The 13,231-nt window shown below is 51.2% G+C and carries 16 protein-coding genes; 5 read left to right on the top strand and 11 right to left on the bottom strand.

The features are described from left to right. The first annotated feature begins 81 nt into the window (after positions 1-81). Both AB8Q18_06050 and AB8Q18_06045 read left to right on the top strand, forming a co-directional pair. Positions 82-1,224: a D-alanyl-D-alanine carboxypeptidase family protein gene (locus AB8Q18_06050; protein XDZ52620.1), complete on the top strand. Its 1,143-nt coding sequence runs from the start codon at positions 82-84 to the stop codon at positions 1,222-1,224. A 183-nt stretch (positions 1,225-1,407) separates the two neighbouring features. Continuing rightward, positions 1,408-1,965 (top strand): hypothetical protein, encoded by a 558-nt coding sequence (locus AB8Q18_06045; GenBank protein ID XDZ52619.1) that lies wholly within the window; start codon positions 1,408-1,410, stop codon positions 1,963-1,965. A gap of 56 nt (positions 1,966-2,021) precedes the next feature. Here the strand turns inward: AB8Q18_06045 and AB8Q18_06040 are convergent, their stop codons facing one another. The 7 genes from AB8Q18_06040 to nth form a co-directional block, all read right to left on the bottom strand. Further along, positions 2,022-3,818, bottom strand: a complete 1,797-nt coding sequence (locus tag AB8Q18_06040) for an ABC transporter ATP-binding protein/permease (GenBank protein XDZ52618.1) — start codon at positions 3,816-3,818, stop codon at positions 2,022-2,024. A 1-nt stretch (position 3,819) separates the two neighbouring features. Further along, positions 3,820-4,200: a Co2+/Mg2+ efflux protein ApaG gene (apaG, locus tag AB8Q18_06035; GenBank protein ID XDZ52617.1), complete on the bottom strand. Its 381-nt coding sequence runs from the start codon at positions 4,198-4,200 to the stop codon at positions 3,820-3,822. A 15-nt stretch (positions 4,201-4,215) separates the two neighbouring features. Beyond that, on the bottom strand, positions 4,216-4,710 hold the full coding sequence (locus tag AB8Q18_06030; protein XDZ52616.1) for a phosphatidylglycerophosphatase A: 495 nt from the start codon (positions 4,708-4,710) through the stop codon (positions 4,216-4,218). Continuing rightward, a complete protein-coding gene (thiL, locus tag AB8Q18_06025; protein ID XDZ52615.1) occupies positions 4,707-5,657 on the bottom strand; it encodes a thiamine-phosphate kinase in 951 nt (316 codons plus the stop codon). The genes AB8Q18_06030 and thiL overlap by 4 nt, the downstream gene beginning before the upstream one ends. A gap of 16 nt (positions 5,658-5,673) precedes the next feature. Then, positions 5,674-6,759: a beta-N-acetylhexosaminidase gene (gene nagZ, locus AB8Q18_06020; protein ID XDZ52614.1), complete on the bottom strand. Its 1,086-nt coding sequence runs from the start codon at positions 6,757-6,759 to the stop codon at positions 5,674-5,676. A gap of 62 nt (positions 6,760-6,821) precedes the next feature. Then, positions 6,822-8,318 carry a DegQ family serine endoprotease gene (locus AB8Q18_06015; protein ID XDZ52613.1) on the bottom strand — a complete coding sequence of 499 codons (1,497 nt, stop codon included), beginning with the start codon at positions 8,316-8,318 and terminating at the stop codon, positions 6,822-6,824. 93 nt (positions 8,319-8,411) lie between these two features. Then, positions 8,412-9,047, bottom strand: a complete 636-nt coding sequence (gene nth / locus AB8Q18_06010; GenBank protein XDZ52612.1) for an endonuclease III — start codon at positions 9,045-9,047, stop codon at positions 8,412-8,414. A 191-nt stretch (positions 9,048-9,238) separates the two neighbouring features. Here nth and AB8Q18_06005 point away from each other — a divergent pair, with 191 nt between their 5' ends. Further along, complete coding sequence (locus tag AB8Q18_06005) at positions 9,239-9,730, top strand: DUF456 domain-containing protein (protein ID XDZ52611.1); 492 nt, start codon at positions 9,239-9,241, stop codon at positions 9,728-9,730. Positions 9,731-9,764: 34 nt separating this feature from the next. Here AB8Q18_06005 and AB8Q18_06000 read toward each other — a convergent pair whose 3' ends face one another. Next, positions 9,765-10,106, bottom strand: coding sequence for a winged helix-turn-helix transcriptional regulator (locus AB8Q18_06000; GenBank protein XDZ52610.1), 342 nt, complete (start codon positions 10,104-10,106; stop codon positions 9,765-9,767). 110 nt (positions 10,107-10,216) lie between these two features. On the opposite strand from AB8Q18_06000, the gene AB8Q18_05995 reads away from it, so the two are divergent. Further along, positions 10,217-10,936, top strand: coding sequence for an SDR family oxidoreductase (locus AB8Q18_05995; GenBank protein XDZ52609.1), 720 nt, complete (start codon positions 10,217-10,219; stop codon positions 10,934-10,936). A gap of 132 nt (positions 10,937-11,068) precedes the next feature. Here AB8Q18_05995 and AB8Q18_05990 read toward each other — a convergent pair whose 3' ends face one another. Together AB8Q18_05990 and AB8Q18_05985 are read right to left on the bottom strand one after the other, a co-directional pair. Then, positions 11,069-11,554, bottom strand: a complete 486-nt coding sequence (locus tag AB8Q18_05990; GenBank protein ID XDZ52608.1) for a YbaK/EbsC family protein — start codon at positions 11,552-11,554, stop codon at positions 11,069-11,071. 9 nt (positions 11,555-11,563) lie between these two features. Continuing rightward, the gene (locus AB8Q18_05985; GenBank protein XDZ52607.1) at positions 11,564-11,878 is read right to left on the bottom strand and encodes a MazG nucleotide pyrophosphohydrolase domain-containing protein; all 315 of its coding nucleotides are present in this window, start codon (positions 11,876-11,878) and stop codon (positions 11,564-11,566) included. A 79-nt stretch (positions 11,879-11,957) separates the two neighbouring features. Here AB8Q18_05985 and AB8Q18_05980 point away from each other — a divergent pair, with 79 nt between their 5' ends. Then, positions 11,958-12,305, top strand: a complete 348-nt coding sequence (locus AB8Q18_05980; protein ID XDZ52606.1) for a RidA family protein — start codon at positions 11,958-11,960, stop codon at positions 12,303-12,305. Between the two features lie 60 nt (positions 12,306-12,365). Here the strand turns inward: AB8Q18_05980 and AB8Q18_05975 are convergent, their stop codons facing one another. Further along, complete coding sequence (locus tag AB8Q18_05975) at positions 12,366-13,145, bottom strand: DeoR/GlpR family DNA-binding transcription regulator (protein ID XDZ52605.1); 780 nt, start codon at positions 13,143-13,145, stop codon at positions 12,366-12,368. Positions 13,146-13,231: the final 86 nt, after the last annotated feature.

The following is a 13,231-nucleotide window of genomic DNA, read 5'->3' as shown; positions in this document are numbered from 1 at the left end:
AGCAGGCCATAAGCCATGCACATGATTGCGACCCATAAATCATGTGCCCGTGTTCAATCAATTAAAAAAGAGCTGTTCAAAATGAAAAAACACCTGCTCATGCTGGCCTTAAGCGCTACTTTTGGCTTAAGCCCCTTGTCCCATGCAAAAACTGCTTTCGTGCCGCCCGTTCCTGAGATAGCGGGCACGGCCTTCTTGATTGAAGATGTCCAAAGTGGACAGATCTTAGGACAGAAAAACTTGGATGAGCGCATTGAACCCGCCTCATTAACCAAGCTCATGACGGCCTACTTAACCTTTAAAGCCCTAAACCAAAAATCTTTATCCATGGACCAAGAGCTATACGCATCTGAAGTCGCTTGGAAAACCGAAGGTTCGAGAATGTTCTTGGACCCAAAAGTGCCCGTGACCGTGTCTGATCTCATCAAGGGTATGATTGTTCAATCGGGTAATGATGCTTGTGTGACGCTTGCCGAAGCCATCGCGGGTAGCGAGGCTGGTTTCGCTGTAATGATGAACGAACAAGCACGCCAATTAGGCATGAACAACACCAACTTCGAAAACAGTACTGGATTACCAGGGGAACAACATTACACAACTGTGCGTGATTTGGCTACCCTATCCAGCGCAATCATGACTGATTTTCCTGAGCACTATAAACTGTACTCCATTAAAGACTTCACCTACAACAATATTAAACAGTTAAACCGAAATTTATTGTTATACCGTGATGCCAGCGTAGATGGCTTGAAAACCGGCCACACCGACAGCGCCGGCTACAATCTGATTGCCTCCAGCAACCGCAACGGCCGCCGTGTGCTGTCGGTGGTGGTGGGCACGGCAAGTTCAGAAGCCCGCGCCAATGAAAGCAGCAAGCTGTTAAACTGGGCGCTACAAGCGTTTGAAACCCCTAAAATTTACGATGCCAAAACGCCTATTTCCAAAATCCGCGTGTATAAAGGCGCCAGTAATGAGGTCGAAGTCGGCTTTGACAAAGCGGTTTACGTCACCGTAGCACGTGGTCAAACTGGCGACATCAAGCCCACGCTGGAAACCATTCAGCCTTTGGTTGGCCCAATCAAGGCCGGCCAAAAGGTAGGCACCTTAAAAATCATGGTCGGCGATGAAGTGGTTGCCACCAAAGACGTAGTGGCTTTAAAAGAAGTCGCTGAAGCGGGCTTTTTTGGCCGCCTATGGGACACCATTTTATTATGGTTTAAATAAACCCTAACGCCTTTACCCATCACCCCGAAGCTTATTCGGGGTTTTTTTATGGTCATTAACTGCCAATGCATACGCCGCCCACTGCGCTTTAACCTAAAATTGCCGCAAACCCGTGTCCTTACTGGCCTTAGAGCAATTACCCTACTACAATGAGGCCATCGTCTTTTGAGCGTTTCGTTTGCCATGTCTTTAATTGATTACTACGCCCCTCGCTTTCAATACCGAGAAACCCATCGCATTCATATTTACGCGCCCGAAGCCAAGATCATGAACGCCATTTTGACCCATCAAGCGATCAATGACCCCTTAGTACGTAACATGCTGTCGCTGCGTACGCTGCCTAGCCGCCTGTGGCAAAAAATCAGCCTTGGTACGGCAGAAACCTCATCTTTTGGCATCGACAGCTTTACTGTCTTAGGGCAAGACCACCACAAAGAACTGGCCTTGGGCCTCATCGGCCGTTTTTGGCGTCCTGGCTTTGGCCTCATACGCCCAGGCACCGCCGCAGCTTTCCATGCCTTTGAACAAAAAGGCGTAGCCAAGCTGGTGATGAGCTATCGTCTAGAGTGTGTGGATCCCGTCAAGCAAGAGATCTGCTTGACCACCCAAACCCGCATTTTTTGTCCGGATTTGGGCAGTCAATTTTGGTGTGGCTTCTATTGGCTGTCGATACGCCTAGGCAGCGGCATCATTCGTCGCCGCCTGCTGCGCAACATCAAACGCCAAGTAGAAGCATGCTAGCTAATAAAAAGCCCCCTTATGGCCTTGACCATAAGGGGGCTTAATTCTGTGTCAGCTTAACCCTCAACCACCTCGGCGCTGGCCTGCTGCATGGCCCACATCTGGGCATAACGCCCGTCTAAGCGTAAGAGCTCATGATGAGTCCCCTGTTCAATCACTTTGCCGCCGTCCATCACCATGATTTGGTCGGCATCGACAATAGTCGACAGCCTATGAGCAATGATCAACGTGGTTCTGTCTTTAGCGACCTGCACCAACTCTTCTTGAATCGCCCGTTCGGTACGGGTATCGAGGGCACTGGTGGCTTCATCCAAAATCAAAATCGGTGGATTCTTCAATAAGGTTCGGGCAATCGCCACCCGCTGTTTTTCACCGCCAGACAATTTCAGCCCACGCTCGCCCACTTCGGTTTCGTAGCCATCGGGGAGGCTCATGATGAAGTCGTGAATGCTGGCGGCCTTGGCCACTTCTTCAATTTGTGCATCAGTGGCGCCTGGCTGACCATAGGCAATATTGTATTTAATGGTGTCGTTAAACAACACCGTGTCCTGTGGCACAATACCGATGTGCTGGCGTAGACTGCTTTGGGTGATCGCGCGAATGTCGGTACCATTAATCAACACGGCGCCGCCGGTGACGTCATAAAAGCGGAATAACAACCGCGACAACGTCGACTTACCCGCACCTGACGAACCCACCACAGCCAAAGTTTTACCCGCCTCAATAGTGAAATTTACGTCGTAGAGAATTTGTCGATTGGCCTCATAACCAAAGTCCACGTGGCGAAATTCTATGGTCGCCTGCTGCGTGCTTAAGGTGTGTGCCTCTGGTGCATCAGAGACCTCCTGACCTTCTTTAAAGAGCGAAAACATGCGCTCCATATCGGCGAGAGAATGCTTGATTTCACGATAAACAAAGCCTAGGAAATTAAGCGGAGCATACAGCTGAGTCAAATAGGCCGACACCAACACCACGTCGCCAACGCTCATGGTGCCCTTCACCACTCCTTCAGCCGACAGCCATAAAAGCAGCGTGATGCCGCTGGCGATGATGATGCCTTGGCCGGCATTTAAAAAATTCAGCGACACCTGATTGCGTACCGCAGAGCGCAACCATTTATTCATATTGGCGTCGTAGCGCTTTTCTTCATAGCGCTCGTTGCTAAAATACTTCACCGTTTCGTAGTTGAGCATGGCGTCAACCGCTTTGGTATTGGCTTTACTGTCGAGTTCGTTCATCTGGCGGCGATAGGCCATGCGTTTTTCGGTCACAAACAGAGTAAAGGCGATGTAGGCGCCAATGGTGCTCATCGTCACCAAGGCAAACCATAAGTCATAGCGCCACAACAGCACCGCCGCCACCATCACCAGCTCTAAAAGCGTGGGCAAGATATTGAAAATGGTAAAGTTCAGCAAAAAGCCGATGCCCTTCGTGCCCCGCTCGATGTCGCGGGTCACGCCACCTGTTTGGCGCTTGAGATGAAAACGCATCGACAGGGTGAAAATATGCTGGAACACCTGTGTCGCAACTTCCTTGATCGACCCATTGGTCACTCGCGCAAACAGCGCATCACGCAGTTCGGCAAAGATGCTGCTGCTCAGACGCGCCACGCCATAACCAATCAAAGCCCCGATCGGCAACACCAAGGCAACGTTAGGCACGCTTAATTGATCGACAATGTCTTTTAAATACAAAGGTAAGGTGACACCGGCCACTTTGGCCGCCACCAAACAAAAAATGGCCAAACTGACGCGCCATTTAAACTGCCACACAAACGGCAGGAGGGACTTGATCGTGGCCCACTCGCCGCCCTTGCCTGTAGGCACTAAAATCTTATTTTTAGGTTGACTCATATTATTGTAAGGTAATCTCTGCTTTTAAATGAAACAAGGGGATGTCGACCTTGAAAAAAGACCCATCGCTGAGCTCAAACTCATAATGCCCTTCCATCGATGCCCAGGGCGTGGTTACGGTGGCGCCGCTGGTGTATTCAAACTCATCGCCAGGCAATAAGAGCGGCTCTTCACCCACCACACCGGGGCCAGACACTTCCTGTACCTCGCCCTTAGCATTGGTGATTAACCAGTAGCGGCGGCGCAAAATAGCAGGCTCTTCGCCCTCGTTGCGAATGGTGATGCGGTAGCTAAACGCATACACGTCGTTCATGATGTTGCTGCGGCTAGGTAAATACTCTGGCTCTGCCTCCACCACAATATCAGGTTCATCTTCAAACATAACGGCTCCCTAAGGTTAAAACCACTGCAACACACCCAAAATCACAATGCACGGAATAGCGGCCAATATGTCGTCTAGCATGATGCCGAAACCGCCGTGTACCTTGTCGTTAAAATGGCTAATGGGCCAAGGCTTTAAAGCATCAAACAAGCGAAATAAGATAAAGGCCAACAGCCACCAGCCAAAGCTAAACGGTACGGTACACAAGATCAACAGCATGGCCACAATCTCGTCCCAGACGATGCCGCCATAGTCGCTCACGCCCACTTTATCTTCCGCATGCTGACAAATATAGATGCCGATGAAAAAAAGCGGCCAGCACAAAATAGACAGCGCCAACGGCGACATACCTAAGCTGAACAACACGTAGGCAATGACTAAAGCCGGCAAGGTACCAAAAGTACCGGGCGCAAACGGTGCTAAACCGGCACCAAAACCAAAGGCCGTCATGCAAAAATAATCTTCTTTCAGCCATTTAAACGTAGGCGTCACGGGGGTTTTTGTCGTCATGAGAAATGATCAAATCCATATTGGTTAAGTAAAATAGGCTCACCTTGCTGATTCACCAATTGTAAGCCCTTTTCAGCGGTGATGGTGCCGACTTGGGTGATCGGTACGTTCACCTGCTTGCTGATTTCCAATAACGCCACGCGGCAGGCCGTGGGCGCAGTAAACAGCAATTCATAATCATCACCACCGGCTAAGGCATAGGCGTAATGCTTGGATAGGCCACGTATGTAATCATGGGTTGGGACCGCATCAGCATTGATGCGCGCGCCAACGCCTGAGGCGCTTAAAATATGCTGTAAATCCTGGGCTAAACCATCGGACAAGTCTTGGGCTGCATGGGCATACGGCAGTAACGCTCGCCCTAAGGCCACCCTAGCGGTAGGCCGATTTCGGGCCCGCTCAAACAAAGTAAACACCTCATCGGGCAAGGCTTCATTCCCAAAATGATGGTGTAAAGCACAGGCAGCCAAACCCAGCTGGCCGGACACCCAGACGTCATCTCCGGCTTTGGCGTGGCTACGGCGTAGGCTTTGGCCTTTAGGCGTTTGGCCGATGATGGTCACGTTGAGGGTCAGCGGCCCCTTGGTGGTGTCGCCTCCAATCAACTGTACGCCATGCTCGTTGGCCAAGGCAAACAGCTGATCGCAAAAAGCCTGCAGCCAATCGGCGTTTAGCTCCGGCAACGCCACGCTCAACACTACCCAGCGTGGCTTCGCGCCCATTGCCGCCATGTCAGACAGATTCACCGCCAGTGCTTTATGTGCCAAATCCGCCGGATCGACCCCAGCAAAAAAATGCCGGTTCTCCACCAGCATGTCGGCACTGATGTGTAAATCGTAGGCAGGATTAGGCCGTAAAATGGCGGCGTCATCGCCAATAGACAAAATCAGCTCAGAATCTTTCTGAGCTTGATTGAGGTAACGACGAATAAAATCAAATTCGTTCATATGCGTTCTTTAAAGATTAAAACATTTCGCCTACTTTAACCCCGCCCGCCACGTCTTTGGGCGTGGCCAAAGCGGCAACTAGCGCTTGCGCAGCGGCAAACTCAGGCGTGGCCATAGTGGCGGCAAAATCACTGGCCTGCCCTTGGCCAGCCATATAGGCCCAGCGTTCGGCGAGATGGCCGTTTTGAGGCGCACTAAAGTCCAGCAGCAGCTCATCCACCAAATCAGGGCGGTTACACACCAGCACAATATCACAGCCAGCCGCAAAAGATACTTGAGCACGTTGGCTGATGTTGCCTTCACTCACGGCACCTTCCATGGTCAAATCATCAGAGAAAATAACCCCATCAAAGCCCAAATCTTGGCGCAAAATCTTTTGCAACCATGTTTTAGAAAAGCCTGCGGGCTTCTCACATACGGCGGGATACACCACATGGGCGGGCATGACCGCGGCCATGCCAGCGCCGCTTAAGCGCTGAAATGGCACCATGTCTTGCGCCATTAGGTCGGCAAATGAGCGTTCGTCTTCGGGCAACACATAGTGGCTGTCGCCGCCCACAAAGCCATGCCCTGGGAAATGCTTACCGCAGCTACGCATGCCGCCTTGGTTAAGGCCTGCCTGCAAGGCCAAAGCCAGTTCAGTGACCACTTCGGCATCGGCATGAAAACTACGGTTGCCGATGACTTGGTTGTTGCCCCAGCCTAAATCCAACACCGGGGTAAACGATAGATCAACGCCACAGGCACGCAATTCAGTCGCTAAAACCCAACCCACCGTGGTAGCCGTGGCTTTGGCAGCCTCTGGCCCTTCTTCGTCCCACATTTGCCCGAGGACATTCATCGCGGGCAAGCGCGTAAAGCCGTCAATGAAGCGCTGAACGCGGCCGCCCTCATGATCGACGGCAATCACCAAGGCTGGTGTGCGTAGAGCGTGAATGTCTGCCGTTAAAGCGCGTAGCTGCGCCACTGACTCAAAGTTGCGTCGAAACAAAATCACGCCGCCGATATTCGGGTTCAACAAACGCTGTTTTTCTTCGTTGCTTAGGGTAAAGCCTGCCACGTCGGCCATGATTGGACCGCGGGCAATGTGTGCTTGCGTCATAGTACAAAAACCTTAAATATTAAATAAATGAGGCAGCACCAAGGCTGCCTATGTCTCTGGAATTATTTGGTGCGTAGCGGTAAGAACAAAGTGCTTGGGCCACGACGAATGAAGACTGGAATAGGGTTATCACCCGCTTCGACGGCGGCGCGTACCTGCTGCTCGGTGTCGACTTCAGTCGTACCTAGCTGCAAGATGATGTCACCCTCCATGAGGCCTGCGGCCTTAGCCCAGCCTTGTACGTTGGTGACGATCACACCGGTGGCCGTACCGATACGCTGTTTTTGCTCAGTGGTTAGCGTCGACAGCGTCAAGCCGATATTCTCCAGCACAAACGGCACGCTGGCCTGGGCTTTAGCATCAGGGCTAGGGGCTGCATGGGCGCCGCCTGCTGAAGCACTGTCTGACAGCAATACCGTGGTTTCAACCGATTTACCGCCGCGCCAAATGGTCAGCTTGATTTTTTGACCCGGTGGGATCATGCCCACCATCACCGGTAAATCGCTAGACGATTCGATTTTACGCTCGTTCACGCCCAAAATAATGTCGCCCACCTTCAGCTTAGCCACCGCAGCGGCGCTGTCGGGTAAAACTTTGGCCACCAAAGCGCCGCGAGGCTTATCCAAACCAAACGACTTGGCTAAATCATAAGACACTTCTTGCACCATAATGCCTAGCTGACCACGATGTACCTTACCCGTGGTTTTAATTTGTTCGGCTACGTTCATGGCAATGTCGATCGGAATCGCAAACGAGATGCCCATAAAGCCACCTGAGCGGCTGTAAATCTGCGAGTTAATGCCGATGACCTGACCCTTCAAGTTAAATAAAGGGCCGCCCGAATTACCTGGGTTAATCGCCACGTCGGTCTGAATAAATGGCGTGTAGTTTTCATTCGGCAGACTACGGCCTTTAGCCGACACGATGCCCGACGTCACTGAGTTTTCAAAACCAAACGGGGCGCCAATCGCCGCCACCCACTCGCCGACTTTCAAGTCAGACGGATTGCCAATGCTGACGGTAGGCAGGTCTTCGGCTTCAATTTTCAACAAAGACACATCAGACTGTAAATCTTGACCGATAAGCTTGGCCGGATATTCACGCTTGTCATTCAGCATCACTTTGATTTGCTGACTGCCGGACACCACGTGGGTATTGGTCAAAATATAACCATCTTTACTGATGATGAAGCCTGAACCAAAGTTCATGGCGTCTTCTTCGGCCGTAGGGGCATCCGGGATATTCGGAATTAAACGACGGAAGAAGTCATAGAAAGGATCACCCTCAGGAAAAGGATTGCCTTCGGGCTGGTTAGCGTTCGGGTTGCTGACGGTGCGAATCGCTTGAATATTCACCACGGCCTGGCCTTCACGCTCAACCAACTGGGTAAAGTCAGGCAAAAGCATGGCCACTGTGCCATCGCTTTGCTCTGCTGTGATTTCTTGGACAAAGCCTTTATCGGATTTGCTTGAAAACCAACCGTCTTCTTTACCGCAACCACTTAAAGATAATACCGCTGCTGTGATCAACAGCGTAGATAGTTTTGTCGTCGCTTTCACACGTCATCCTTTATAAGCTTATTTAATATCTTGATTGAACATTGTATCGAAACTTAAGGCCGCTGTATTGATAACGACCTGCTTTTTATGCTTTTAAGCCACTAATTTAGCAGGATACTCACACAAGTCGGCAATCATGCACTGTTCACACTTCGGTTTTCTGGCCTGACACACGTATCGACCGTGTAAAATCAGCCAGTGGTGGGCGTCCACCAAGAATTCTTTGGGCACAAACTTCATCAGATTGGCCTCTACTTCGCGCACGTCTTTACCTGGCGCTAGGCGCGTACGGTTGGCGACACGAAAAATATGCGTGTCGACCGCCATCACCGGCTCACCAAAAGCCGTATTTAACACCACGTTGGCGGTTTTACGGCCCACGCCCGGCAGGCTCTCTAGATCGGCGCGGTTACGCGGCACTTGGCTATTAAATTTAAACACCAAGTCATGACAGGTTTGCATCACGTGCTTGGCCTTGGTTTTATATAGGCCAATGGTTTTAATGTAGTCCATTAACGCCTCTAGGCCTAAATCCAAGATGGCCTCGGGCGTATTGGCCACTTGATACAAGGGCCCGGTCGCCTTATTAACCGAGACATCCGTCGCCTGGGCCGACAGCAACACCGAAATCAGCAGCTCGAAGTCGCTGGTGTAGTTCAGCTCCGTCTGCGGCTTGGGGTTGGCTGCGCGCCAGCGGGAAAATATTTCGTGTCTTTTCTGTTTATTCATAAGCCATTAAATCCAGCCATTTCCTGATCCTAACAAGTGGGGGCAAAGGCCTTAAATGCAAGCCCTAGCCACCCATATGGAACCTTTTAAAAACTGCCGCCATCTTACCAGAATACTTGGGTTCTGATTCATGGCCCTTTAAAAAAAGCATTCAACCTTATCTTACCCCTACATTCACACAAAGGCAGCACATGGACATTTTACTGGTTTGCTTGGGCATCATTTTATTGACCGTCGGCCTACTCGGCACCATCCATCCGGCCATTCCTGGCCTACCCTTGATGTTTGGTGGCGTCTGGGCACTGGCCTACCAAAGCGACTATTTGATTCTCGGTAGCGGCACCCTCTGGGCCGTGGGCATCATCACTGCCTTTGGCATGGCGCTTGATTTCGTGGCAGGCTTAGCCGGTGCGAAAGCCACCGGCGCCAGCAAGAAGGCGCTATGGGGCGCCTTCATCGGCGGTGTCCTGGGGATATTCTTCGGGATTTTTGGAATGATTTTAGGCCCATTGATCGGCGCCGCCATCGGTGAATTCATGGACAAGCAGTCTCTGCTGACTGCAGGCAAGGTCGGCATGGGCACCTTCATCGGCTTCATCATCGGCGTCATGGCTAAAATTGGCTGTGGTTTGGCCATTTTGGCCATTGTCTGCGGTAATTACCTGTTCGCCCTGTTTTCGTAAGCATCAACAGACCTGCACGAACCAGACAACGCCATTAGGCGTTTGGCTGGTCACACAGCGTTTCGGCCAGCAAGTCAGGATCTGTATGGGCTAAGCCCCAATCGCAAATGGCGTCGAGAACGGGGATTAAGGACTGGCCTTTCGCCGTTAAGCGATAATCAACTCGCGGCGGTACTTCTGCATAAACCGTCCGCAGAATGAGGCCATCCTCCTCCAACGCCTTAAGCTGAGCAGACAAAGTTTTGTGCGAGCTTTGGGCCAATCTCTGTAACTCATTAAACCGAACCACTTCATGTGCATGCAGTGCGTACAGCAGCATGATTTTCCACTTGCCCTTAATCAGCTGCATGGTGGCGTCAAATTCATTTAAATACATACTGCCCCTTAGGTAACGTCAAGGTAACGGAGTGACCCTAATGTCCGTTCTATTCAAAACCAATCAACCCTCGTATAGTTGATTCATCAATCAAATAGAAAGCAGACTCCATGAAAAAACTTGTCGCCATCACCGGCGCAAGCAGCGGCTTTGGCCGAGCGCTGGCGCAATTATTTAGCCAAGCAGGACACCCATTATTACTGCTGGCTCGCCGCACCGCCCCCATGCAGGCGATGAACTTACCCCATACCCTCATTAAAGCCGTTGATGTCGCCGACTATGCCACCTTCAGCGCCGCAGTAGCTGAAGCCGAAGCACTCTATGGCCCAGTTGACCTCATGATCAATAACGCTGGTGTGATGTTACTAGGCCCTTTGGCCACCCAAACGCCAGAGGAATGGACTCGGATGCTGGACGTCAATGTCAAAGGCGTCTTGAACGGCACTCAGATTGTGCTGGCCGACATGATGGCACGCAACACCGGCACCATCGTCAATGTTTCCTCAATCGCCGGAAAAAAAAGCTTCGCCAGTCATGCAGCCTATTGCGCCACTAAGTTTGGCGTACACGCCCTCACAGAAGTGACCCGCGAAGAAGTCGCCCACACCAATGTGCGCTTAATGCTCATTGCCCCAGGTGCAGCAGAGACGGAATTACTCAGCCACACCAGTGACGAAGGCATTAAAACCAATTATGAAGCCTGGAAAAACGACATTGGCGGCGCAATGGCCCCCGAACACGTAGCTGAAGCCATTAGGTTTATGTACCAAATGCCGCAGAACGTCAATATTCGAGAACTGGTCATCGCCGCCACGGGCCAGTCTGCCTAAGCAGCCCCACCGCCCATCACGACCACGATATAGCCTACAGGGCCGTGATGGGCTGCGCCAGATCCGCCCTGATGAAGCAAGCCTATCTACTCTCTACTACCCACCCGTATCGCCTTGGGCCAACCCCACGCACTAAGCCTCTACAGCCACAGACACGGGCTTTACGCCAAGCGCCAGCAGCGCCGCAGGCGTGGTCTTAACCAAAAAACCACGTTTGCCGCCGTTGATGTAAAACGCCGGCAGCTCAAAAATACTCGCTTCTGCATAGATGGGCATCGCTGTTTTGAGGCCAAAGGGGCTGGTACCGCCCACCACATAGCCACTCCATTTATTCGCCTGTTCTGGCGCCGCAGGCTCAATGTGCTTGTAGCCTAGGTCGCGCGCCAGCTGGCGAGTGGAAATGTGTTTATCACCATGCATCAACACCACTAGGCCTTGCTTGTCTTCCGTTTGCAACACAATGGTTTTGATCACCACATGCTCTTCGGCGCCCAAACAGGCAGCGGAATGCGCCGTGCCGCCGCGCTCTTCGTATTCATAGAGAAACGGTTCATAGTCAACTGTATGCTGCTTTAAAAAACGAATCGCCTGAGTGGTGGGAAATTTGTCTTTGGCCATAAAGCCCTCCTATTCGTAACGTTTGGCCAATTTAGCCTGATGTGCGGCAAACACATCCTCTAATTTTAAATCATATTTCTGGGCAATCAACACTAGGTTGCCCAAGACGTCACCCAGCTCCTCACACACGGCCTGCTTTTTTTGCACCTGATCGAGCTCGGTTTCATCAGGTCGATCACGACCGATTTCAACGCTGCGCACAGCCTGGGCGAGTTCACCCACTTCTTCGGTTAGAAAGCCCATACGAATGAAGATATCGAGGTCATACCATTGGCGCGCTTGATAATAATCTTTTAGCCAAGCCTCAAAGGCGGTTAAATCCATATATTTCTTTCTCATTCATGTTAAATCATCATTTTATTCGGTAAAATCTCGGTTTACCCCTCACACAAGGAATGAACCCATGAGCATTCAACGCCACATCACCGACCAACGCTTGTCTGAAGCCGTCGTGGTTAACGGCCTGATTTTCCTAGCCGGCCAAGTACCCACCAATGAAGACGCCGACGCACAAGCCCAAACCGAAAACATCTTGGCTCAAGTCGATGCCTTATTGGCTAGCCTAGGCAGCGACAAGAGCAAGATTGTCGACGCCACCATCTACATCACCGACTTGGCCGACTACGCCGCCATGAACCTCGCCTGGGACGCCTGGGTACCGACAGGCCATGCACCGGCACGCGCCTGCGTAGAAGCCCGTTTGGCCAACCCCAACTGGAAGGTCGAAATCAAGCTGGTTGCAGCTCAATAAGCTGAACGCAAAAAAAGCCGCCTGACATGCACACATGAGGCGGCTTTTTTAATGGGGGGCTTATTTAGCCTCTTTATCCGCTAAATACCAGCGCACGCCCGCTTCTTCCAAGCGTTTACGCATGCTGTCATCCGGAACTTCATCAGTAAACACCGAATTAAAGTCGGTAATATGGGCCATGCGCACTAGGGCATTACGCCCAAACTTGGTGTGATCGGCCACCAAATAGCAATGGCGGGCATTGGCCATCATGGCCTGAGCCACGCTCACTTCTTTGTAGTCAAAGTCCAATAAGGTGCCGTCGCGCTCAATCCCGGCCACGCCGAGCACGGCATAGTCCACTTTAAATTGATTAATAAAATCCAACGTTGCCACACCGGTCACGCCGCCATCTGAAGCACGCACCACCCCAGAGGTAATCATGATGTTGTAGTCTGGGCGGGTCGACATGATCGAGGCCACGTGAATATTATTGGTGATGATGCACAAACCCTTGTGGGTTTTGGTCAGCGCCAAGGCCACGGCCTCTATGGTGGTACCGATGCCCATAAACAAAGAAGCATTTTCTGGGATGTGTTCGGCGATTAAATCGGCAATGTGGGCTTTTTCACTTTGCAACTTATCTTTACGGGCAAAATAATCGTCGTTCTCAACGCTGCTGCCTAAAGCGGCACCACCATGATAACGACGCAAAATATTCTCTTCACATAATTGATTGATGTCACGCCGCACGGTTTGGGGCGTCACTTCTAGCAATCTGGCCAATTCTTCAATCGGCATAAAACCATTCTCACGAATTAATTCGATGATTCTTTCGTGACGAGGTGGACGATTCGACATAAGTATTACCAGCGTATGTAAAACAACCATTCTGCCAAAATGTTCGATTATTCGCAAATGAATTTTCTTTATTTTTCAATACCGAA

The organism is Neisseriaceae bacterium CLB008, from assembly GCA_041228285.1.
In the GTDB taxonomy this organism is placed as follows: Bacteria; Pseudomonadota; Gammaproteobacteria; order Burkholderiales; family Neisseriaceae; genus JAGNPU01.
Note: the sequence above shows the minus strand (reverse complement) of the source record. Positions and strands in the feature narration are given on the sequence as shown.